At 53.0% G+C, this 21,195-nt stretch carries 23 protein-coding genes and 1 tRNA gene; 22 read left to right on the forward strand and 2 right to left on the reverse strand.

Annotated elements, in window-relative coordinates:
* The first annotated feature begins 5 nt into the window (after positions 1-5).
* From mnmE to COHPA_RS0113915, 8 genes are all read left to right on the forward strand, one after another.
* On the forward strand, positions 6-1,382 hold the full coding sequence (gene mnmE / locus COHPA_RS0113880) for a tRNA uridine-5-carboxymethylaminomethyl(34) synthesis GTPase MnmE (protein ID WP_027086762.1): 1,377 nt from the start codon (positions 6-8) through the stop codon (positions 1,380-1,382).
* A 32-nt stretch (positions 1,383-1,414) separates the two neighbouring features.
* Positions 1,415-3,319, forward strand: a complete 1,905-nt coding sequence (mnmG, locus tag COHPA_RS0113885) for a tRNA uridine-5-carboxymethylaminomethyl(34) synthesis enzyme MnmG (RefSeq protein WP_027086763.1) — start codon at positions 1,415-1,417, stop codon at positions 3,317-3,319.
* Positions 3,319-4,068 carry a 16S rRNA (guanine(527)-N(7))-methyltransferase RsmG gene (gene rsmG / locus COHPA_RS0113890; RefSeq protein WP_027086764.1) on the forward strand — a complete coding sequence of 250 codons (750 nt, stop codon included), beginning with the start codon at positions 3,319-3,321 and terminating at the stop codon, positions 4,066-4,068. The genes mnmG and rsmG overlap by 1 nt, the downstream gene beginning before the upstream one ends.
* Before the next feature lie 390 nt (positions 4,069-4,458).
* Entirely contained in the window at positions 4,459-5,280 is an 822-nt protein-coding gene (gene noc, locus COHPA_RS0113895) for a nucleoid occlusion protein (RefSeq protein ID WP_027086765.1), read from the forward strand.
* 31 nt (positions 5,281-5,311) lie between these two features.
* Positions 5,312-6,085, forward strand: a complete 774-nt coding sequence (locus COHPA_RS0113900; RefSeq protein ID WP_027086766.1) for a ParA family protein — start codon at positions 5,312-5,314, stop codon at positions 6,083-6,085.
* The gene (locus COHPA_RS0113905; RefSeq protein WP_027086767.1) at positions 6,066-6,917 is read left to right on the forward strand and encodes a ParB/RepB/Spo0J family partition protein; all 852 of its coding nucleotides are present in this window, start codon (positions 6,066-6,068) and stop codon (positions 6,915-6,917) included. The genes COHPA_RS0113900 and COHPA_RS0113905 overlap by 20 nt, the downstream gene beginning before the upstream one ends.
* A 92-nt stretch (positions 6,918-7,009) precedes the next feature.
* Positions 7,010-8,179 carry an aminotransferase class V-fold PLP-dependent enzyme gene (locus COHPA_RS0113910; protein ID WP_027086768.1) on the forward strand — a complete coding sequence of 390 codons (1,170 nt, stop codon included), beginning with the start codon at positions 7,010-7,012 and terminating at the stop codon, positions 8,177-8,179.
* A gap of 42 nt (positions 8,180-8,221) precedes the next feature.
* Positions 8,222-8,713: a DUF4446 family protein gene (locus tag COHPA_RS0113915; protein ID WP_027086769.1), complete on the forward strand. Its 492-nt coding sequence runs from the start codon at positions 8,222-8,224 to the stop codon at positions 8,711-8,713.
* Here the strand turns inward: COHPA_RS0113915 and yyaC are convergent.
* Positions 8,688-9,305, reverse strand: a complete 618-nt coding sequence (yyaC, locus tag COHPA_RS0113920; RefSeq protein WP_027086770.1) for a spore protease YyaC — start codon at positions 9,303-9,305, stop codon at positions 8,688-8,690. The genes COHPA_RS0113915 and yyaC overlap by 26 nt on opposite strands.
* Before the next feature lie 105 nt (positions 9,306-9,410).
* Between yyaC and COHPA_RS0113925 the strand changes: the two genes are divergently transcribed.
* The 4 genes from COHPA_RS0113925 (at position 9,411) to COHPA_RS0113940 (ending at position 10,989) form a co-directional block, all read left to right on the forward strand.
* Positions 9,411-9,656 carry a putative Se/S carrier protein gene (locus COHPA_RS0113925; RefSeq protein ID WP_027086771.1) on the forward strand — a complete coding sequence of 82 codons (246 nt, stop codon included), beginning with the start codon at positions 9,411-9,413 and terminating at the stop codon, positions 9,654-9,656.
* 15 nt (positions 9,657-9,671) lie between these two features.
* Complete coding sequence (locus COHPA_RS0113930; protein WP_035119520.1) at positions 9,672-10,598, forward strand: mechanosensitive ion channel family protein; 927 nt, start codon at positions 9,672-9,674, stop codon at positions 10,596-10,598.
* Position 10,599: 1 nt separating this feature from the next.
* Entirely contained in the window at positions 10,600-10,830 is a 231-nt protein-coding gene (locus tag COHPA_RS0113935) for a DUF951 domain-containing protein (RefSeq protein WP_027086773.1), read from the forward strand.
* 68 nt (positions 10,831-10,898) lie between these two features.
* Positions 10,899-10,989, forward strand: a tRNA-Ser gene (locus tag COHPA_RS0113940).
* Positions 10,990-11,499: 510 nt separating this feature from the next.
* On the opposite strand, the gene COHPA_RS0113945 is transcribed toward COHPA_RS0113940, so the two are convergent.
* The gene (locus COHPA_RS0113945; RefSeq protein ID WP_027086774.1) at positions 11,500-11,685 is read right to left on the reverse strand and encodes a YjzC family protein; all 186 of its coding nucleotides are present in this window, start codon (positions 11,683-11,685) and stop codon (positions 11,500-11,502) included.
* 194 nt (positions 11,686-11,879) lie between these two features.
* Here COHPA_RS0113945 and rpsF point away from each other — a divergent pair, with 194 nt between their 5' ends.
* The 10 genes from rpsF (at position 11,880) to COHPA_RS0113995 (ending at position 21,152) form a co-directional block, all read left to right on the forward strand.
* Positions 11,880-12,167 carry a 30S ribosomal protein S6 gene (gene rpsF / locus COHPA_RS0113950; protein WP_027086775.1) on the forward strand — a complete coding sequence of 96 codons (288 nt, stop codon included), beginning with the start codon at positions 11,880-11,882 and terminating at the stop codon, positions 12,165-12,167.
* Positions 12,168-12,229: 62 nt separating this feature from the next.
* Complete coding sequence (gene ssb / locus COHPA_RS0113955; RefSeq protein WP_027086776.1) at positions 12,230-12,727, forward strand: single-stranded DNA-binding protein; 498 nt, start codon at positions 12,230-12,232, stop codon at positions 12,725-12,727.
* A 20-nt stretch (positions 12,728-12,747) separates the two neighbouring features.
* Positions 12,748-13,071 carry a 30S ribosomal protein S18 gene (gene rpsR / locus COHPA_RS0113960; RefSeq protein ID WP_027086777.1) on the forward strand — a complete coding sequence of 108 codons (324 nt, stop codon included), beginning with the start codon at positions 12,748-12,750 and terminating at the stop codon, positions 13,069-13,071.
* Positions 13,072-13,227: 156 nt separating this feature from the next.
* Positions 13,228-14,250, forward strand: a complete 1,023-nt coding sequence (locus tag COHPA_RS0113965; protein WP_069202068.1) for an LCP family protein — start codon at positions 13,228-13,230, stop codon at positions 14,248-14,250.
* 45 nt (positions 14,251-14,295) lie between these two features.
* Positions 14,296-14,718, forward strand: coding sequence for a CBS domain-containing protein (locus tag COHPA_RS0113970; RefSeq protein ID WP_027086779.1), 423 nt, complete (start codon positions 14,296-14,298; stop codon positions 14,716-14,718).
* A gap of 171 nt (positions 14,719-14,889) precedes the next feature.
* The gene (locus tag COHPA_RS0113975) at positions 14,890-15,789 is read left to right on the forward strand and encodes a DUF2232 domain-containing protein (protein ID WP_027086780.1); all 900 of its coding nucleotides are present in this window, start codon (positions 14,890-14,892) and stop codon (positions 15,787-15,789) included.
* A gap of 55 nt (positions 15,790-15,844) precedes the next feature.
* Positions 15,845-17,809, forward strand: a complete 1,965-nt coding sequence (locus COHPA_RS0113980; protein WP_027086781.1) for a DHH family phosphoesterase — start codon at positions 15,845-15,847, stop codon at positions 17,807-17,809.
* Complete coding sequence (gene rplI / locus COHPA_RS0113985) at positions 17,806-18,252, forward strand: 50S ribosomal protein L9 (protein ID WP_027086782.1); 447 nt, start codon at positions 17,806-17,808, stop codon at positions 18,250-18,252. The genes COHPA_RS0113980 and rplI overlap by 4 nt, the downstream gene beginning before the upstream one ends.
* 3 nt (positions 18,253-18,255) lie before the next feature.
* Positions 18,256-19,629: a replicative DNA helicase gene (dnaB, locus tag COHPA_RS0113990; RefSeq protein WP_027086783.1), complete on the forward strand. Its 1,374-nt coding sequence runs from the start codon at positions 18,256-18,258 to the stop codon at positions 19,627-19,629.
* A 233-nt stretch (positions 19,630-19,862) separates the two neighbouring features.
* Entirely contained in the window at positions 19,863-21,152 is a 1,290-nt protein-coding gene (locus COHPA_RS0113995; protein ID WP_027086784.1) for an adenylosuccinate synthase, read from the forward strand.
* The last annotated feature ends 43 nt before the right edge of the window (positions 21,153-21,195 follow it).

Below are 21,195 nucleotides of genomic sequence, written 5' to 3' on the forward strand. Positions count from 1 at the left end.
TTCAGATGATTGAGGATACGATTGCTGCGATTTCGACCGCGCTAGGGGAAGGCAGTATCGCGGTCGTGCGAGTGAGCGGGCCAGAGGCAATCGACACCGTAGCGAAGGTGTTTCGATCGAAGTCGGATATAAAGGAAGCGCAGACGCATACGGTACATTACGGATGGATTGCGGACCCAAGGACGAATACCGTACTAGACGAAGTACTCGTCACGGTAATGAGAGGACCAAGATCGTTTACGGCCGAGGATGTCGTCGAAGTGAGCACGCATGGCGGCATCGTGGCGGTAAAGTCGGTGCTTGAACTGATCCTTCGCAGCGGAGCAAGAATGGCTGAGCCGGGGGAATTTACGAAGCGTGCGTTCTTGAACGGCCGAATCGATCTTGCTCAAGCCGAGGCGGTAATCGATCTCATTCGCTCTAAATCGGATCGCGCGTTTCAGGTTGCGCAGAAGCAGGCAGGCGGGGCGTTATCTAAGTTGATTCTGCCGATGCGGCAGCAGCTTATCGAACTGCTCGCGCATGTCGAAGTGAATATCGATTATCCGGACGACGATATCGAAGAGGTTACAACGAGTCACATTCGCATGAATTGCAGCGATCTTCTCGAACGGGTGAGAGAGCTGCTAAAACGGGCGGATGAAGGCAAAATACTGAGAGAAGGTATCGTAACCGTAATCGTCGGGCGTCCGAACGCGGGTAAATCTTCTTTATTAAATGCGTTAGCGCGGGATAATAAAGCGATCGTTACGGATATTGCGGGAACGACTCGAGACATCGTCGAGGAATCCGTCTCGATATCCGGTATTCCGTTAAGACTTCTGGATACCGCGGGTATTCGCGAGACGAGCGACGTCGTTGAACGGATAGGCGTCGAAAGATCGCGGAGCGCGATCGAGGATGCGGACTTGATTCTTCTCGTTCTGAACAATCATGAGCCGTTGCATGAAGACGAGCGTACTCTGTTTAAGCAATTGAAGGATCGCCCGACGATCGTCGTTGTGAATAAGATGGATTTGCCAAGTCAATTGGAGCTTGCCGAGATTGAAGCCGATTTCGACGGAGAGCGAATCGTGCAGCTATCCGCGAAAGAGGGAAGCGGTGTCGAGGCGTTGGAAGATGCGGTGTCAAAGTTATTTTTCAGCGGCGAAGTCGAGTCGGGTGATATAACTTATGTGAGCAACGCAAGGCACATCGCGTTGCTGCATCAGACGAGACAATCGCTGGAAGATGCCATATCGGCGACGCACGAGGGCGTCCCCATCGATCTGATTCAGATTGACATCGCGGCGGCATGGGAGTCGCTTGGAGGTATTCTTGGCGATGCCGCGGGCGATTCGTTGCTCGATCAAATTTTCTCCCAGTTTTGTCTGGGCAAATAATAATGAAGCGATAAGCAAGGAGGGGACCGGGTATGGGATATCGTGCAGGAGAATACGATGTGATTGTGATCGGCGCCGGCCATGCCGGATGCGAAGCGGCGCTAGCTGCGGCTAGAATGGGTTGCGAGACGCTGCTCTTGACGATCAATCTGGATATGGTTGCTTTCATGCCGTGCAATCCGTCGGTAGGCGGACCGGCGAAAGGGCATGTCGTAAGGGAAATCGATGCGCTCGGCGGTGAGATGGGACGTAATATCGATAAGACGTTCATTCAGATGAGGATGCTCAATACGGGTAAAGGTCCAGCCGTACACGCGCTTCGAGCGCAAGCGGATAAGTTCCTGTATCAGCATACGATGAAAGAGACGATCGAGAAGCAAGAGCATCTGACGCTGCGCCAAGGCATGGTCGACGATCTGATCGTTGAAGACGGCCAGTGCAAAGGTGTTATTACGAAGACAGGCGCGGAATACGGAGCGAAAGCGGTCGTCATAACGACAGGCACCTACCTGCGCGGAAAAGTGATTCTCGGCGAACTGATGTACGAGAGCGGTCCGAATAATCAGCAGCCTGCCGTGAAGCTATCGGAAGCGTTGAAGCGCGAAGGGTTCCAGCTTGCGCGCTTTAAGACGGGTACGCCGCCGCGGGTTCATCAGGATACGATCGATTTCAGCAAAACTGAAATTCAACCGGGCGACACGAAACCGAAGTATTTCTCCTATGAGACGGAGTACGAAGCCCATTCGGAGACGCAACTCCCGTGTTGGTTGACTTATACGTCCGAAGAGACGCATAAGATTATTAACGACAACCTTCATCGGGCGCCGATGTTCACCGGTGTGATCGAAGGAACAGGACCGCGCTACTGTCCTTCGATCGAGGACAAGATCGTACGGTTCGCCGACAAACCGAAACACCAAATTTTCCTAGAGCCGGAAGGTCGCAACACGAAGGAATATTATGTGCAAGGACTTTCGACGAGCATGCCGGAAGACGTTCAGCTTAACATTCTAAGATCGATTCCAGGTCTTGAGAAAGTTGATATGATGCGTACCGGGTATGCGATCGAATACGATGCCGTCGTGCCGACCCAATTGTGGCCGTCTCTCGAGACGAAGTTGGTCGGCGGGTTGTTTACCGCGGGCCAGATTAACGGAACGTCCGGCTATGAAGAAGCGGCGGGGCAAGGGATCATGGCAGGGATTAATGCCGCTCGTAAAGTACAAGGCAAAGAGCCTGTCATAATAGACCGTTCCAAAGGCTATATCGGGGTTATGATCGACGACCTGGTGACGAAGGGGACGAACGAGCCTTATCGGCTGTTGACTTCGAGAGCCGAGTATCGGCTGTTGCTTCGGCATGACAATGCGGATTTGCGTCTCACCCCGATCGGTCATGAGATCGGTCTGATCGGACGGGAACGCTTCGATAAATTCCTCGATAAGAAAGCACGAGTAGAGGCCGAAATCGAGCGCCTGAAAGAAACGAAGTTCCGTCCGGACGAAGCGGTGCAAGCGATGCTGGCGGAATGCGGTTCCGCGCCGTTGCAGAACACGACTGACGGATTGACACTCCTTAGAAGACCTGAGGTAACGTATCGTCACCTTGAAGCTCTGGCACCGTCACCGGTCGAACTGACGGAGGATATGAAGGAACAAGTCGAAATCCAAGTGAAATACACGGGCTATATCGAGAAGCAATTATTGCAAGTGGAGAAGCTTGAGAAAATGGAGAAAAAGCGCATTCCCGACAATATTGACTACGACATCATTAACGGACTCGCGATGGAAGCGAAGCAGAAGCTCGCGAAGGTGCGTCCGCTTTCGATCGGGCAAGCATCGCGCATTTCCGGCGTAACGCCTGCAGATCTCTCCATTCTGCTCGTACACCTGGAGCACTATAATCGTGTTACGGCTGCAGCTGCCGGAGGTCAATGATGGACGCGACGCAGCAACTTTTCACGGAACAACTCGCTATGCTCGGCATTGCTCTGTCCGAGCAACAGCTTGAGCAATTCGAGACATACTTCTCGCTCCTGGTGGAATGGAACGAGAAGATGAACTTAACGGGGATTACGGAACGCGGCGCGGTATACGAGAAACATTTCTACGATTCGCTGACGCTTGCGAAAGTCGTCGATTTCAACGAAGTTTCCTCTCTCGCGGATATCGGTTCAGGAGCAGGATTTCCTTCTATCCCGCTTGCTATCGCTTTTCCCCATCTCAAAGTAACGATCATCGATTCTTTAGCGAAACGAATTCGATTTCTCGAAGAAGTGGCCTCTCGACTGGCACTCGCGGGCGTGAGCCCTATTCATGGAAGAGCGGAAGATGTGGCGAGACTGAAAGCGCATCGAGATCAATACGATATCGTTACGGCCAGAGCCGTCGCACGGTTAGCGGTGCTGAACGAACTTTGCCTCCCGTTCGTGAAAGCAGGGGGCACGTTCGTCGCCATGAAAGGGACGGATATCTCGGAGGAACTCTCGGAAAGCAAGTATAGTATCGATAAGTTGAACGGCAGCCTCGTTCGAGTCGAACAGATGCAACTTCCTTCCGAGGGCGCGGACCGGCATTTACTGCTTATCGCGAAGACGAGCGCTACGCCACCGACTTATCCGCGCAAAGCGGGAGTTCCGCTGAAATCGCCTTTAGTTAAGCCGAGCGTGCAAGGTCTATCACTCTAGCAAACGGATATTTGCATACGATGTTCCACGTGAAACATTCCCGTCTTACGGACGTGTTCCACGTGGAACATTTTTATGCTTTAATACGAATTGTACGTATGGTATTGTTAAGTTGTAAAATGCATGAAAGTTTTTTCAGAAGCAGGAAATAAGGCTGTTTAAGTCGAATATAATAGTTACTAGAGTAATGTGCCGCATTCATGCGATTTCGAGCGTGAACTGGCGGCGCTTTTTCGTCGCTATGGGCGGATTGTGTTTTACGGTAATTGGAATGAATAGGTTGCACGGAATTTCATTGTCGTATAGCCCCCATAAACGTGTATGCCTTCCGTGTGTGGGCTGCAGCCGGTTATCCTTGCCTAATCTATTGAACGTGGTGATCAGAGAGAGATGAGAGAACCATTCTCGCGTTTACTCGGCTTGTCCGACCGTACCAATCAAGAAGAAGTAAAACAGATCGCGGTTAAGGACATCGTTCCAAGCCCGTATCAACCCAGGTCCGTGTTCGATGACGACCGCATCGATGAATTGTGTCAGACGATTAAGACGCATGGCGTTATTCAACCGATCGTCGTGCGCGTCCGGAACGGCAAATTCGAGCTTATCGCGGGCGAACGCCGCTGGCGTGCAGTCACGAAGCTTGGATTGGATCATATTCCAGCGATCGTTCGGGAGATTAACGACTCGCAAGCGGCTTCGATTGCACTAATCGAGAACTTGCAACGCGAAGGACTGTCTGCGCTGGAAGAAGCGATTGCTTATCAGAAACTGATCGATCTGCACCAGTTAACGCAAGAAAGCTTAGCGCAACGGCTCGGCAAGAGCCAATCGACGATCGCGAACAAAATTCGCCTACTTCAGTTAGGCGACACCGTTAAACAGGCGTTGCTCGGGCGGAAGGTCACGGAAAGGCATGCCAGGGCGCTGTTGTCACTGCCTAACGAAGATATGCAGAATAAGCTGCTTAACGAGATCATCGAGAAAGAGTTGAACGTAAAGCAGACGGAAGCGCGAGTCGCGTTCTACACGGCAGCGGCTAAACCGGAGAAGAAGAAGCGGATTTCCTTCAGTAAAGACGTGCGTCTAGCCGTTAATACGATTCGTCAGTCGGTCGATATGGTTAATGGCTCCGGGATCCCGATTAAAGCAAGCGAGAAGGACCTCGAAGATCATTACGAGATCACCATCCTAATTCCGAAACGGAAAGCTTAATATACGGAAGTTAACATTGAGGTGAACGGGTTTGTCTAAAATCATTGCGGTATCCAACCAGAAGGGCGGAGTCGGTAAAACGACTACGGCCGTTAATCTGGGCGCATGCCTGGCTTCTCTTGGACGCAAAGTGTTGATCGTTGATATCGATCCGCAAGGCAACACGACAAGCGGTATCGGCATTAACAAAGCGGACGTGAACTATTGCATATACGATGTTCTCATTAATGAGGTGCATCCGAAGCAAGCGATTGCGGATACGGCCGTGCCCAATCTGAAGATCATCCCAGCTACGATCCAGTTGGCCGGTGCCGAGATCGAATTGGTGCCGACGATGTCCCGCGAGATTCGGCTTAAGAAGGCGCTCGGACTCGTCCGCAGCGAGTTCGATTATATTCTGATCGATTGTCCGCCTTCGCTGGGCATTCTGACGATCAACTCGCTTACGGCTGCGGATTCCGTCCTGATTCCGATCCAGTGCGAGTATTATGCGTTAGAGGGGTTAAGCCAGTTGCTTAACTCGATTCGTCTTGTCCAGAAACACCTGAATACTTCTTTGCAGATTGAAGGCGTTCTTCTGACGATGTTCGATGCGAGAACGAATCTCGGCATCCAAGTCATCGAAGAGGTGAAGAAGTACTTCCAGCAGAAGGTGTATCAGACGGTTATTCCGCGCAACGTACGTCTGAGCGAAGCTCCGTCGCACGGACAATCGATTATTACGTACGATCCGAAGTCCAAAGGTGCCGAGGTGTACCTCGAGCTGGCGAAGGAAGTGATTACGTATGAGCAAGCGGCTAGGTAAAGGGCTCGACGCTTTAATTACTTCGCTGTCGATCAAGGAAGACGATAAGGTCGTTGAAATCCCATTGGCGCAGTTGCGAGCCAATCCCTATCAGCCTCGCAAAACGTTCGATGAAGAAGCGATCAAGGAATTGGCTGAATCGATTCGCGAACATGGCGTCATTCAACCGATCGTCGTTCGCCAAGCCTTAAGAGGATACGAGATTATCGCAGGCGAACGACGATTCCGTGCTTCGCAATTGCTCGGTAATCCGACGATTCCCGCGGTCGTTAGAACTTATAATGATCAACAAGTGATGGAAATCGCGCTTATCGAGAACGTTCAGCGCGAGGACTTGAACGCGATTGAAGTGGCGATCGCCTACCAAGCGATCATGAACCAATTCAATTTGACGCAAGAAGAGTTGTCGCTCAAAGTAGGGAAGTCGCGATCGCACATTGCTAACTTCCTTCGGTTGCTGACGTTGCCCGAGGAAATCAAGGATCATGTTTCACGTGGAACATTATCGATGGGACATGCCCGTGCGCTAGCCGGCGTCAAAGAAGATGCGAAGAGACGCGAATTGGCCAAACTGACGGTGACGAACGAGTGGAGCGTACGCGAGCTTGAAGAAGCGGTGCAGAACGTCGAAGTCAAAGCCAAAGGCAAAGCGGTTAAGTCGAAAGCGAAGAAGCGCGATCCTTATATCGAGCAGGTCGAGGAATCTCTTCGAGAGATGTTCAAGACGACGGTTAAGATTAAGTCGAACAAAGACAAAGGGAAAATCGAGTTGTCCTACTTCGGGAAGAACGATCTAGAACGATTGTTAGAGCTGTTAAAAGCGATGGCTTGATTGAATGAATAGATAGCATACCTGAGTTGTATTCTTCCAATGGAAGGATTAAACTTAGGTATGCTATCTCTATGTTGGGACGGTGTTAGAACATGAGCCAAGATAGACCGCTCATCTATTTAGATAACGCTGCGACAAGCTGGCCGAAGCCTCCGGCTGTATGGGAAGCGATGGAGAGGGTCATGCGCGAGAGCGCGGCGAACCCTGGGCGCGGTGGGCATGCGATGGCCGTGAAGGCGAGTAGAACGCTGTTCGAGACTCGCAAGCGGCTCGCGAAGTTGCTCGGAATCGGCAATCCGAACGACATTGCTTTTACGAACAATACGACGCATGCATTGAACATGGCCATCCAAGGGTTGTTGAATCCGGGGGACCACGTGATCGCGACTTCAATCGAACATAACTCCGTGCGGCGACCGCTTGAAGCATTAAAACGTAAGCTAGGGATCGAAGTCACTTATGTGGCGACGGACGCGAGAGGTACGCTTGATCTTAAGCATGTAGCGTCCGCGATGAAACCGAACACGAAGCTGATCGCAACTACCCATAGCTCAAACCTGCTCGGCAGTATTACGCCTATCGAATCGCTTGCGGAGATCGCCGCGAAGAGCGGTGCGAAGTTGCTTGTCGATGCGGCTCAGAGCGCGGGCGTGCTTCCGATTCATATAGGAAGCATGGGGATCGACCTGCTTGCTTTCCCGGGTCACAAGGGGTTGTTGGGACCGCAAGGAACTGGCGGGTTGTACATTCATCCCGATATCGACTTGGAGCCGCTGATGCACGGGGGGACGGGCAGTAAGTCGGAAGCGCCGGAACAGCCTACGGTAAGGCCGGACCGATACGAGGCAGGAACGCCTAACACGGTTGGAATCGCGGGTCTAGCCGAAGGGGTAGCCTTCATTCAGAAGGAAACGGTACAAGCCATTCATGCAAGAGAGAAGCATCTTACCACGATGTTGATGGAAGGGCTGCTCGCTCAACCCGGCATTACGATCCTCGGTCCGGAGCCCGGAGTCGATCGGACGGCGATCGTATCATTCATCGTCGAAGCCATTGATCCATCGGAGATGGCGTTCTTGCTCGATCAACAATTCGGCATCGCGGTAAGGGCTGGTTTTCACTGCACGCCGCTTGGACATGATACGGCGGGTTCGGGCGAAACCGGTGCGGTACGCGCAAGTCCCGGATATTTTACAACCGAATCGGAAATCGTAAGCATGATAGAAGCGGTCAAGCAAATCAAACGAACATTGAATCGCTAATAGAGAAAATCGATAGTTTCATACATGGGGGAGACAGGAAATATGAGCGGTTGGAATGATCAAGTTGCGATGGCAGTCGCAGCCGGCGAAGGGTTATTGTTAATCGTCGTATTGCTCGTCGTGATCGGATTGTCGAGCAGATTGAGCAAGCTGAAGAAGGCGCACCAGCAACTAATGGGAGATACGGGCGTTACGAATATCGAAGACGTCATGCATGCGGTCCATCAGCATCTTGCCGAAGTGGACGGAAAGCTTAACGAGCATCAAGCATCGCTTGGAAAGCACGAAAGACGCCTTGCCGCCCTGAAAGGGCGAATCGGCGTCCATCGATTTAACGCTTTCTCTGATTCCGGAAGCGACCTTAGCTTCTCCGTTGCGTTAGTCAATGAAGCGCAAGACGGAGTCGTGATCACCGGTATTCACGGAAGGGAACAAACGTTCCTATACGCGAAGCCGATCGATAAAGGCCAATCCGCATATATGCTAACCCCGGAGGAGAAAACGGCGATTAATCAGGCAATGCAAAAGGAATAGTCGCGTTCCGCGCGTTATGTATGGCTTTCGAGATACTTTGGGCGATAATTTCGGACATTTTAACGACGAGGTTCAGACGCGTATTCTGCAGCACGAAATACTCCATGAAACCGCCTACGTTCACGATGCCGGTCATGTGAATATCTCCTACCGGAGGAAGCTCCTTATTGACGCCGGCGCCGGGACGTACCGGTCCAGATCCGACTTGGATGCATCCTACGCTGGATACTTGTCCAAGACAGGCGTCGACGGCGATAACGAACGGCTGGCGAGTCGAACGCAAGATTTTCAGAAGCGTGTCCCCTAAGTTCATGGCGTGAACCGGTTCTTCCAACGTGCCGTAGAGGTCGTATAGGTTGCTGTTCTCGCGCGCGAGCGCGGTCCCGACGAGCGGACCGAGCGAATCTCCGGTCGAACGGTCCGTGCCTACGCATACGACGATGATCCGACGTTCTTGGGACAAGCCTCCGAGATACTGCTCAACTTTGTGGGATAATCGATGTAAGACAGTAGGTTCGTTATAAGGAATCTTCAAAGAGAGCGCTGCCGAATCGGTCGCAGTGCCCGGACGTTTCTCCCATAAGCCGTTCATCCGTCCGCCTCGCCTCCTCCCATATCATGTTACTAGTATATGGACGGGGCCGTTCTTTTATACTTATTGCGGGCGGCTAAGTTGAAATAACGAGGGGACAGCAGAATGATGCCTCTATTGATAGCTTTCGATTCAACGCAGCAAGCGCTTCGCGCAGAGATGTTGCTCGAGTACGCGGACATCGAGATCGATATTTGCCCGACTCCGAAGGAAATCACCGCAGGTTGCGCGTTATCTATCGCTTTCCCTTCCGAGGAGTTGGAGCAAGTGAAGCAGATTATCGTCTCGGAGAACGTGGAGATCAGAGGACTTTTCGAGAAAACCGCTGACGGGTACGATCAGATCGCATAAGGAAGAGGAGGGACAATGGCGATGGATGGCGAGAACATAATCGAATTTACGACTTCTAAAGGAAATCTGTGGGAGCAGTTCATCGATAGAATGAGGGACAAGATCGAGGATACGCAGATGTGGACGTCGGCAGCGACGGTCATTGGCCGAATTGTGCTCATCCTTATCGTTAGTCGCCTTGTCCTTATGATCCTGAACCGTTTCATCGATCACGTCACCAGCGAACGCGAAACGAGCCGTCTGAAGCTCAGGACAAGACGCGTACAGACGTTAGGACGGCTGCTGAAGAATGCGGCAGGGTATACGATCAACTTCGTCGTCATTCTACTTGTGCTCGGAGAGTTTAACATCCAGTTGGCGCCGCTATTGGCTGGTGCGGGCGTGATCGGACTCGCGATCGGTTTCGGAGCCCAAAGCTTGGTTAAAGATGTGATTACGGGCTTCTTCATTATTCTGGAGGACCAGTTCGCCGTAGGCGACGTCATTCAGACGGGCAATTTCAAAGGAACGGTCGAGATGATCGGTTTGCGGGCGACGAGGATTAAAAGCTGGACCGGGGAGATTCACATTATCCCGAACGGTTCGATCGTCGAAGTGACGAACTACTCGGTGAACAACGCGATCGCGGTGATCGACGTGAACATTGCGTACGAAGAGCAGGTCAGCCAAGCGATGGAAATCGTCAGAGGCGTGCTCGTAAAGTTCGAAGACCCGAATATCGTTAACACGCCGGAATTGCTCGGCATACAAACGATGAACGCGCAGGGCATTACTTTGAGGGTTACGGTGGAGTGCAGACCGAATACCCAATCCGTCGTCACGAGGAAGATCAACGAAGAGGTCAAACGCGTATTCGAGGACAACGGCATTGCGGCCCCGTACCAGCGCATGATGACCATTCAACAACGGGCTGATATGGTCGATCGAACGGGAGGAGCTTGAGATGGAGCGTAAGGTATTCGAGCTTGGGGATATCGTACAAATGAAAAAGCAGCATCCGTGCGGGGCTAACGAAATGGAAGTTATTCGCATGGGGATGGACATTCGGATCAAATGCGTAAAATGCAAACACAGCATTCTGCTGCCCCGGGCCAAGTTCGAAAAAGGGTTCAAAAAAGTGCTTCGATCCGCGGCATCTGCAGCATCGGAGGACGATCTAGAGGAGCAGGGATAGCAAAGCTTTCCATGCTTCTCTGACCGCTTGCAAGCACGATTGATCTGTGATATGATACTTCTTGCTGCGGAGAGGTACCCAAGTGGTCCAAGGGGGTTGACTCGAAATCATCTAGGCGTCGCAAGGCGTGCGTGGGTTCGAATCCCACCCTCTCCGCCATCCAACAAAAAATGAACGAGCGATCCCAACGGGGTCGCTTTTTTGTTGGATGGCGTGGTGGGATGAGAACGGGTCGTAAAGCGGACATGTCCGGGGGACATGTTCGTAGACCCAGGGACTCGAATCCCACCCTCTCCGCCACCGGGTTGAGTTTGTACGAAATATCGCACAAAGCAGTGCGAGGCGGGCGATACAATATTTCCCAAGAAATAACGAAGAGCCCTCTTGCGAGGGCCCTCCGGGCGACGTATTGTGGAGCTTCAGGATCTACGGTTACTATCGTTGCTGGTCTCAACCCAGCGCTTCGGTAATCGGTCCGGTCTCATGCCGGATTGTTGCGGACTTAGTGTCTTTAGCACAACGCCTCGCTTCCGTGCCTACTCCGATTGGAACGTATCCTCTTGCTGTTGTTGCACCTCGACGTTCAAGGGAACCACACCTCTCTAATAACGTCGCCGAGATATAGAATGGCACAAATCCGGATCATTTATACGCGGCTCACGAAAAGTATTACGGCGCTTTGTGCTTTCTCCATTTGCGGTTATGGTTCCTCGTCTCCGGGAACCGTTGTCCTTTGCGCAAAGTCACGTGCTGCGGATTCTCGATTCCCATATGGAAGGAATCTTCTCCGACCTCGATGTACTCTCCGTCGTTCGGAGCCTTCTGTCCCGGTTCGAAAAGCGTCTGTTCGCCCACAAGCTCACCTCCTGTTCTGCTCGTTAGTGTGACTATTTGGCAGACGATTTATGTTGCGATTCTCGCCCGGTTATGATAAAGTATTCAGGCATGCGATTCGAGTAAATGCTTTTTGCATGCTCCTTGCTCCTCGGCCGATCTTGCGGTCGGTATGCCAAGCGGGGGGCCATAGACCTTAAGGAGGTGAACGGAAGATGCGCAATTACGAGTTAATGTACATCATCCGTCCGGACGTGGATCAAGAAACCGTTCAAGCCGTCGTGGAAAAATTCCAGGGCGTCATCGTGAACGGCGGAGAGATCGTAAAGCACGACATCATGGGTAAACGTCGTCTTGCTTACGAAATCAACAAACACCGCGAAGGGACGTATGTGCTGGTTAACTTCACGGCTACGTCGGATGTTGTCAACGAGCTGGAGCGCGTTCTGAAGATCTCGGACGAAGTCATCAGACATATCGTCGTTAGAGAACAGACTGCGTAAACCGCACAACGAACTTGGCGGATGACCGCCGAACGCTTTCATGTCAGGGGAGGGACGACGAGATGTTGAATCGAGTCATTCTTATTGGACGCTTGACCAAAGATCCCGAACTGCGCTATACGCCGCAAGGCGTAGCTGTCGCACAATTCACGCTCGCGGTAGACCGCGGCTTCTCCAGCAACCGCGAGGAGAGGGAAGCGGATTTTATTCCGATCGTGGTATGGCGGCAACTCGCCGAGACGTGCGCCAACTATCTTCGCAAAGGCCGGTTGGCTGCTGTCGAAGGACGCATTCAGGTGCGTAACTACGACAACAACGAAGGCCGCCGCGTTTACGTGACGGAAGTCATAGCGGATAACGTACGGTTCTTGGAGTCTCCTAACCGCGAAGGCGGCGGACAAGCAAGAGACGAGTTATCCGGCAGCGGCAATGCGGGCGGATATGGCGGCGGCAACGCCGGTCGCAGCTCTGGTTCGCGCAATAGCGGAAGCAATAATAACGATCCCTTCGCCGATGACGGGCGACCGATAGATATATCGGACGATGATTTGCCATTCTAACTGGAAAGGACGGATAACCAATGAGCGAACAACAAGCAGCTGCACAACCACAAGCACGTGAAGAGCGCGGCCCACGCGGCCCACGCCCTGAAGGCGGAGATCGCGAGCCTCGCAAATTCCGTCGCGGCGGCCGTAACAAGCGTCGCAAAGTATGCTTCTTCACGGTGAATAAAATTACCCACGTCGACTACAAAGACCTGGACCTGCTTCGCAAATTCATCAGCGAGCGCGGCAAAATCTTGCCACGCCGCGTGACGGGTACGAAAGCGAAGTATCAGCGTATGCTGACGGTAGCGATCAAACGCTCCCGCCAAATGGCTTTGCTGCCTTACACGACGGAGTAATCTACGCTATATCGACACAAAAGAACAGACGCTGCCGGACATCCGGTGGCGTTTTCTTTTTATTCCAGTAACTATTGTATCTTGTGCATCGTATATTTAAGGTCGAGAGATAGATAAAAAGAGAGACGGGAGAGTAAAACAAGGGAGAGAGGAACCATGCGCAAACCAAAAAACAGACGGATGAGAATCGCGCTATTATCTACGTTAGGAGTACTTATCGTAGCGGCAGGACTTATCTATTCCAATAGAGGCGCGCTAGCCTCGTTAGGTTACGATTGGCTACTCGCGGACAAAGTGGAAGAGAGCATGAAAGACTCTTACAAGCCGCTGAACGACCGTCCGGTAAAGGAGCCGATGGTCGTCAAGGATCCGTTCAGCATGCTTTTGCTTGGCGTCGACGCCAGAGCGAAAGAGCGAGGACGCTCGGATACGCTGATCTATACGATAGTCAGGCCGGAGGACGGCAAGGTGCTGATGGTGTCGGTCCCTCGCGATACCTACGCTGATATCGTAGGCAAGGACAAGAAGGATAAGATTACGCATGCTTACGCATTCGGCGGGGCTGAAATGGCAGTGAACAGCATCGAGGAACTGCTGGACGCGAAAGTCGACCATTACGCGACGATTAATTTTCAAGGCTTCAAACAGGTCGTCGATACGCTTGGCGGGATCTCGTTGCCGATTACGGAAGATATCGTGAACAAAGGCGCGGATCACGAGAAGTTTACGGTCAAAGCGAATCAATCAAGCTACAGCGGAGTCGAGGCGCTAAATTACGTGCGTTACCGCGAAGATGCGGGGGGAGATATGTCCCGTACCGAGCGCAATCGCGTGTTCTTAGAAGCACTTATTCATAAAGCATCTTCAATGAAGCAATGGACCAAAATTCCGGAAGTGCTGGATATCGTCGGCGACAACTTTACGACCGACCTCCATCCGGAGACGATGAACGATCTGGCGAAGCAATTTCTGCAGACGGGACATTCGATCCGCAGCTACACCCTCAAGGGCGAAGGCAAACGGATGGGTTCGCAGAATCTTTGGTACTACGTGGCGGACGAGGATGATCTGAACGCCGTGAGAGCTACGATCGCCGCTTGGCTTGATCCGAATACGCCGCCGGAAAATTTGAAGACACCAACAGATGCCAAGAAGCAAACGAGCAATCCCATGCTATAATGGAAGCATCATTGAAGACGGAATGTCGAGGTGGCTGGAGGTATTATGAATATCGCTTTCTTTCTCCTGCCGAAGCAGGAAGTCGTATGTTTGAACGAGACTACGACGCTGAGACAGACGTTGGAGCGGATGGAGCATCATCGCTATACGGCCGTCCCGATCATCGGAGAGAATGGCGAGTATATAGCTACCGTCACTGAAGGCGATCTGCTGTGGCATCTGAAGAACAATCCCGATCTCTCTTTCGATCAACTGCACCGGGCATCGCTTAAGGATGTTCCGCTGCGCATGAACATTCGGTCCGTAAGAATCGACGCGAATATGGAAGATTTAATATCGCTCGCGAAGACGCAGAACTTCGTTCCGGTCGTCGACGATCGGAACCGATTCATCGGCATCGTGCGCAGAAGCGACATTATCGACTACTGCGAAAAACTGTTAGTCCGCGAAATGAAGAAAGAAGCATAACGAACAAGGCAAGAGCGCTCCCGCATATAGAGGTTGCGCTCTTGTTCTTTGATCGCGCGATAGCCTCCGAATCTGATTGGTGCAGTGCCAGTCCCCTTGCCGGTATGTTATAATGAAGTTTGCAGGTTTTTCAGGCAGCACGTTCTAACCTATGGGCAAGAGGTGAAAGGGTTGAAGGTAAGCGCAAAGTCGCTGACATGGAGCGCAGCGGCCATTCTTATATTGCTATCGATATTGACGCCGTTAAACGTGGTGTCCTCCCTGCTAATGATGACGCCATTCGTCGTCCTGTACACGATGCTGAACCCAGGCGCTTTCGCGGCTCACATCGTTCCTATTGCGGTCATCGCATTCCTGTTGTCGGGTTCGTACGGACTGGTCGTGGTTACGCTGGGTTTGTTCTTCCTCGTTCCATCCGTAGTGATGGGACACCTATACAAGAAAGGCAAGCCGGCCAAGACCGTCGTCATAACCGGTTTCGTCGTCATCCTCGCGGAGCTTCTCCTTGAACTAGCGATATTATCCTCGCAGCTCGACTTCAAGAACGAGGTCGTTAGTCTGCTGACGGATAATCTGAAGCAGTTCGAGTCGAGCTTCTCCGAAGGATGGGCCGCGAAGAATGCGGAGTCCTTAACGGAAGCGATGATCACGGCCCTCCCGATGATGCTGCTCCTGACCGCGTTCTTCCTCACGACCGTCACGCACTGGCTGTCGCGCAAAGCGCTAAGGACGGTTGGATTCGAAGCTCCGGCGTTGCCGAAAGCGAAAGATTGGATGATGCCGCGAAGCTTAGTGCTCTATTATTTGATCGCTTCGGTCGCCAGCTTTATCATGACGGAGGAGAGCGCAGGCTATTGGTACGTTGCGATTACGAACTTGATCCCGATCCTCCAGTTCCTGTTCCTTATACAAGCCATCGGGTTCGTCTTTTTCTTAGCCGACGCTAAACGATGGCCGAGATTCGCGCCGTTCTTGCTCTGTATTCCGTTGCTGCTATTCATCCAGCCGCTATTCTTGATCGGAATGCTGGACGTGGCTTTCCCGCTGCGGCGATACTTCGTGAAAGAGTAGCGAGCTAGCTAAGAAGGCAATCATTCGGAATTTAATTACGGGGGCGAAATCTGATATGCCCAAGTTTCTCGTGCAGCGATGGCACGGCATGCATATCGTCTGGGCTTTGGTGCTTATTTTTATTCTTATCGTTGTGCTGACTTGGTACGAATGGGTACTCGGTTTGCTGGGACTCGTTCTCGGCGGCGTAGTAGGCGCGTATGGCATCATGGCGGAGCGCGCGTTCCGTAAAGATTTCAACGATTATGTCCTTACGCTGTCCCACCGGATTAAGAGCGTGGGCAACGACGTGATCGGGAATCTGCCGTTCGGAATCGTCGTGTTCAATGAAGACCGGGAAATTCAATGGCATAACGCTTTTACGTCCTCGATCGTAGGGAAATCGTCGATCGTCGGCGAACAACTGGCGGCTTATTTTCCGGCTCTTCAACAACCGATTAAGGATAAGGAAACGACCTTGGAAACTTCGATTTCCGGCCGTACCTACGAGCTGATGGTGAAGCCTCACGAGCGGATCATGTATTTCTGGGACGTGACGGAGCGCTGGACGCTCAAGAAAAAGTACGAAGAAGAGAAATTGGCGCTAGGGATCGTCATGATGGACAATCTCGAGGAAGTCGCTCAAGGGATGGACGAGCAGCAGCGCGCGCTCATGCTGTCCAAGGTTACGGGCGAGATTAACGAATGGGCGCTAAAAAACGGGCTTTTCCTACGGAGACTTTCGTCCGATCGGTATATGGTCATCGCGAACTTGGCTTCGCTTAAGCAACTCGAGCAGTCGCGATTCGAATTACTCGATGAAGTCCGCGAGATTACGCTCGACCAGAAGCTTCCGATGACGCTCAGTATCGGTTTCGCGGCAGGTATAGACAACGTGATCGAGCTCGGCCATCTCGTGCAAGGTAGCTTGGACATTGCCCTAGGCCGCGGCGGCGACCAGGCGGTCGTCAAAGTCGGGCAGCGACAAAGCTTCTATGGCGGCAAGAGCAACGCAGTTGAGAAGCGTACGCGCGTCAGAGCCCGCGTCATCTCCCATGCGCTCAGGGATCTCATTAAAGAGAGCGACAACCTTATTATTATGGGGCATAAGATGCCCGATATGGATGCCATCGGCGCGGCGATCGGAGTCGTCAAAGCCGCTCAGCTATACGGCAAAGAAGCGTTCATCGTACTGGAGGGCATCAACCCGGCCATTCAGAAAATGATGGAGATGATGAAGGAAGACGAGCGCCTCATGAAGCTTTTCGTTCCTCCGGAGCAAGCGCTGGCGCTGACGCACAAACGCACGCTCGCGGTTGTCGTCGATACGCATCGCGCGACGATGGTCGCCGAGCCTAAGATTCTGCAGGCGACGGAACGGATCGTTATCGTCGACCACCATCGCCGCAGCGAAGAGTTTATCGACGACGCGGTGCTCGTCTACATGGAACCGTACGCATCGTCAACTTGCGAGCTCGTGACGGAATTGCTCCAATATATTCACGACCGCGTCGCGCTCGACGTCAGAGAGGCGACGGCGCTGCTCGCGGGCATTACCGTAGATACGAAGAGCTTCGCGCTTCGGACCGGTTCGAGAACGTTCGAAGCGGCCTCCTTCCTGCGACGCAACGGTGCGGATTCCGTGCTGATTCAGCGGATGTTGAAGGAAGATTTGGAGGAATACATTCGGAAAGCCGAGATTATCCGCCATGCGGAGATCTATAAAGAATGCATCGCGATCGCGGTCGCCGATGCCGGCAAGCCGGTACAGCAGTTGTTGATCGCTCAAGCGGCGGATACGCTGCTGAATATGACGGGAATGAAAGCTTCGTTCGTCGTCGGTATGCGACCGGACGGCCAAGTCGGCATTAGCGCGAGATCGCTTGGCCAGATCAACGTGCAAGTCGTCATGGAACAGCTCGGCGGCGGCGGTCACTTCACGAACGCGGCCGCGCAGGCGCAAGGCACGGTGGGCGAAGTGGCAGGCAAACTCAGAAAAGTACTCAAAGATCTCGAAGAGGGAGAGGGGTTATTCATATGAAAGTCATCTTTCTGAAAGACGTTAAAGGACAAGGCAAGAAGGGCGAAATTAAAGAGGTGTCCGAAGGCTACGCGCGCAACTTCCTGATTCCGCAAGGCGCGGTGCAGATCGCGACCGACGGAGCGAAGAAGTCGCTCGACCAAATGGCGGCTTCCGCGCAGAAGAAGAAGGACAAAGAGAAAGAAGACGCGAAGGCGCTCGCGGTTCGACTGTCCGAGATGACGGTCGTCATTAAAGCGAAAGCCGGCGAAGGCGGCCGATTGTTCGGCGCGATTACGAGCAAGCAAATCGCAGAGGCGTTGGAAACCGCGTACAAAATCTCGATCGATAAACGGAAAATCGAGCTCGACGATCCGATTCGCACGCTTGGAACGACGAAAGTAACGGTAAAGCTGTATCCGGACGTAAAAGGCACGTTAAACGTGCAGATCGTGGAGGAATAAAGCATGAACGGCAGCGGCGATCAGTTGTTCGAATCGCGCGTGCCGCCGCAAAATATGGAGGCGGAGCAAGCCGTCCTGGGCGCGATATTGCTCGAGGCCGAGGCGCTTATCACTTCGATGGAGCGGCTGCGCGCGGAAGACTTCTACAGCGTCTCTCACCAACGGATCTATGAAGCCATGGTCGCGCTCGGGGAAGACGGAGAGCCGATCGACCTCGTGACGTTAACGGCCCGGCTTCAAGACCTCGGTCAATTGGACGAGGTTGGCGGAGTCAGCTATTTAGCAAAGCTTGCCGGCGCGGTTCCAACAGCCGCGAACGTGGAATACTACGCTCAGATCGTGGAAGAAAAGTCGATGCTTCGTCGGCTTATCCGGACGGCAACGCAGATCGTATCCAGCGGTTACGCGTCGGAAGACGACGTGGGCTTGCTTCTTAGCGATGCGGAGCGGCGGATCATGGAGCTGTCGCATAACCGCTCATCGTCCGGATTTATAAGCATTCGCGACGTGTTGATGGACGTATTCGAACGCGTGGAGTTTCTATATAACCATCGGGGCGGCGTTACGGGCATTCCTTCCGGTTTCGTCGATCTCGACAAGATGACGTCCGGCTTCCAGCGGAACGATCTCATCATTCTCGCGGCTCGTCCTTCCGTAGGGAAGACCGCTTTCGCGCTTAACGTCGCTCAGAACGTAGCCGTGCGAGCGTCGGAGACGGTTGCGATATTCAGCCTCGAGATGTCGGCCGCTCAGCTCGTGCAGCGGATGATCTGCGCGGAATCGAACGTCGACGCGACAAGAATGCGGACCGGGGATTTGAAGGGCGACGACTGGGAGAAGCTATCGATGGCGATCGGTTCGCTGTCCGAAGCACAGATCTACATCGACGATACGCCGGGCATTACGGTAGCGGATATCCGCGCCAAGTGCCGCCGTCTGAAGAAGGAAAAGGGCCTTGGGATGGTTCTCATCGACTACCTGCAGCTCATACAAGGGCGCGGCAAAGCCGGAGAGAACCGGCAGCAGGAAGTATCGGAAATTTCCCGTACGCTCAAGATGATCGCGCGGGAGCTCGAAGTGCCGGTAATCGCGTTGTCCCAGCTCTCCCGGGGCGTAGAACAACGTCAAGACAAACGCCCGATGATGTCCGACCTTCGGGAATCGGGATCGATCGAGCAGGATGCCGATATCGTAGCGTTCCTCTACCGCGACGATTACTACGATAAAGAAACCGAGAAGAAGAACATTATCGAGATCATCATCGCCAAACAGCGGAACGGCCCGGTCGGAACGGTCGAGCTCGTATTCCTGAAACAGTTCAACAAATTCGTCAATCTGAACCATTCCCATGCGGAAGCGTTCGTTGGCAGCGCATAAGCCGGAAACGTGCGAGCAAATCCCGAACATTCATTTTAAGACGATGTAAATTGTTCGTCATTCCGTTGACTTCCGACAGGCCAGTTGCTACACTAATAAAGCTGGATACGGACGAAGGCACCCTGAGATGCTTGAATGTTCGTGTTCCGCAACGGACTGCCTGATCGCGGAACGCGGGCTCGGGCGGTATCATCATGCCGGCGTGGATGATCACACCGGGTGGAGGGATTGCATTGTCAACAGTCGTTGTCGTAGGTACGCAGTGGGGAGACGAAGGCAAAGGGAAAATTACCGATTATCTCGCGGAGAAAGCCGACGTCGTCGCCAGGTACCAAGGCGGGAATAACGCCGGTCATACGATCCTCATTCAGAACAAGAAATATAAGCTGACGATGATTCCGTCCGGAATTTTCAACCAGAACAAGCTATGCGTCATCGGCAACGGAATGGTTATTAACCCAGGGGCGTTGATCGAAGAAATTCAATATATTCAAGATAACGGCTTCTCCACGGACAACCTCAAAATCAGCGATCGCGCGCACGTGATCATGCCTTATCATCTCGTGCTGGACGCGCTGGAAGAGGACCGCAAGGCCGATAACAAAATCGGCACGACTCGCAAAGGGATCGGTCCGTGCTACATGGATAAAGCCGCTCGCAACGGCATTCGGATCGCCGATCTGATGGTTCCGGACGCGTTCGCCCAGAAAGCGCGCGCGATCATCGCGGATAAGAACCAAGTGATTACCCAAATGTACGGCGGAGAAGCGCTTGACGCCGATAGCATCATTAACGAATACCTCGGGTACGCCGAGAAGCTTCGCGCTTACGTCACGGATACGTCCGTCGTCTTGAACGATGCGATAGACGAAGGCAAGAAAGTGCTGTTCGAAGGCGCGCAAGGCGTTATGCTCGATATCGATCAAGGCACTTATCCTTACGTAACGAGCTCGAATCCGTCCGCCGGCGGCGTGTGCATCGGCTCCGGCGTAGGTCCTTCCAAAATCCGCGAGGTCATCGGCGTCGCGAAGGCGTATACGACTCGCGTCGGCGACGGACCGTTCCCTACCGAGCTGCATAACGAGCTTGGCCAGTGGATTCGCGATAAAGGCCATGAATACGGCACCGTTACGGGCCGTCCTCGCCGCGTCGGTTGGTTCGATACCGTCGTCGTGCGTCATGCGCGCCGCGTCAGCGGAATCACCGGCCTGTCGCTTAACTCGCTGGACGTATTGACGGGTCTTGAAACCGTTAAAATTTGTACCGCGTACAAATTGAACGGCGAGATCGTAACGACTTATCCCGCCAACCTTGCTCTGCTGGATAACTGCGAAGCGGTGTACGAAGAGCTGCCAGGCTGGAGCGAAGATATTTCGGGCGCGAAGACGCTTGACGACTTGCCGGTTAACACGCGTAATTTCGTCAATCGCGTGTCCGAGCTGACGGGAATCCCGATCGCGATCTTCTCCGTCGGCCGCAACCGCGAGCAGACGAACCAAGTCGCTGCGATTTACGGCCAATAATTCGAATAACAAGCCAGAAGCCCTTCGGCGGATCACCGCCGAG

Origin of the sequence: Cohnella panacarvi Gsoil 349 (assembly GCF_000515335.1) — a bacterium.
GTDB lineage: Bacteria > Bacillota > Bacilli > Paenibacillales > Paenibacillaceae > Cohnella > Cohnella panacarvi.

What these genes read in the sequence shown, in the direction of transcription:
- rsmG (WP_027086764.1), top strand. Translation starts at nt 3,319, where the DNA reads ATGGACGCGACGCAGCAACTTTTCACGGAACAACTCGCTATGCTCGGC.
- COHPA_RS0113935 (WP_027086773.1), top strand. Translation starts at nt 10,600, where the DNA reads ATGGAGCGTAAGGTATTCGAGCTTGGGGATATCGTACAAATGAAAAAG.
- COHPA_RS0113970 (WP_027086779.1), top strand. Translation starts at nt 14,296, where the DNA reads ATGAATATCGCTTTCTTTCTCCTGCCGAAGCAGGAAGTCGTATGTTTG.
- COHPA_RS0113930 (WP_035119520.1), top strand. Translation starts at nt 9,672, where the DNA reads ATGGCGATGGATGGCGAGAACATAATCGAATTTACGACTTCTAAAGGA.
- noc (WP_027086765.1), top strand. Translation starts at nt 4,459, where the DNA reads ATGAGAGAACCATTCTCGCGTTTACTCGGCTTGTCCGACCGTACCAAT.
- rpsF (WP_027086775.1), top strand. Translation starts at nt 11,880, where the DNA reads ATGCGCAATTACGAGTTAATGTACATCATCCGTCCGGACGTGGATCAA.
- COHPA_RS0113910 (WP_027086768.1), top strand. Translation starts at nt 7,010, where the DNA reads ATGAGCCAAGATAGACCGCTCATCTATTTAGATAACGCTGCGACAAGC.
- COHPA_RS0113925 (WP_027086771.1), top strand. Translation starts at nt 9,411, where the DNA reads ATGATGCCTCTATTGATAGCTTTCGATTCAACGCAGCAAGCGCTTCGC.
- mnmE (WP_027086762.1), top strand. Translation starts at nt 6, where the DNA reads ATGATTGAGGATACGATTGCTGCGATTTCGACCGCGCTAGGGGAAGGC.
- rplI (WP_027086782.1), top strand. Translation starts at nt 17,806, where the DNA reads ATGAAAGTCATCTTTCTGAAAGACGTTAAAGGACAAGGCAAGAAGGGC.
- ssb (WP_027086776.1), top strand. Translation starts at nt 12,230, where the DNA reads ATGTTGAATCGAGTCATTCTTATTGGACGCTTGACCAAAGATCCCGAA.
- COHPA_RS0113915 (WP_027086769.1), top strand. Translation starts at nt 8,222, where the DNA reads ATGAGCGGTTGGAATGATCAAGTTGCGATGGCAGTCGCAGCCGGCGAA.
- dnaB (WP_027086783.1), top strand. Translation starts at nt 18,256, where the DNA reads ATGAACGGCAGCGGCGATCAGTTGTTCGAATCGCGCGTGCCGCCGCAA.
- COHPA_RS0113905 (WP_027086767.1), top strand. Translation starts at nt 6,066, where the DNA reads ATGAGCAAGCGGCTAGGTAAAGGGCTCGACGCTTTAATTACTTCGCTG.
- rpsR (WP_027086777.1), top strand. Translation starts at nt 12,748, where the DNA reads ATGAGCGAACAACAAGCAGCTGCACAACCACAAGCACGTGAAGAGCGC.
- COHPA_RS0113980 (WP_027086781.1), top strand. Translation starts at nt 15,845, where the DNA reads ATGCCCAAGTTTCTCGTGCAGCGATGGCACGGCATGCATATCGTCTGG.
- COHPA_RS0113965 (WP_069202068.1), top strand. Translation starts at nt 13,228, where the DNA reads ATGCGCAAACCAAAAAACAGACGGATGAGAATCGCGCTATTATCTACG.
- mnmG (WP_027086763.1), top strand. Translation starts at nt 1,415, where the DNA reads ATGGGATATCGTGCAGGAGAATACGATGTGATTGTGATCGGCGCCGGC.
- yyaC (WP_027086770.1), bottom strand. Translation starts at nt 9,305, where the DNA reads ATGAACGGCTTATGGGAGAAACGTCCGGGCACTGCGACCGATTCGGCA.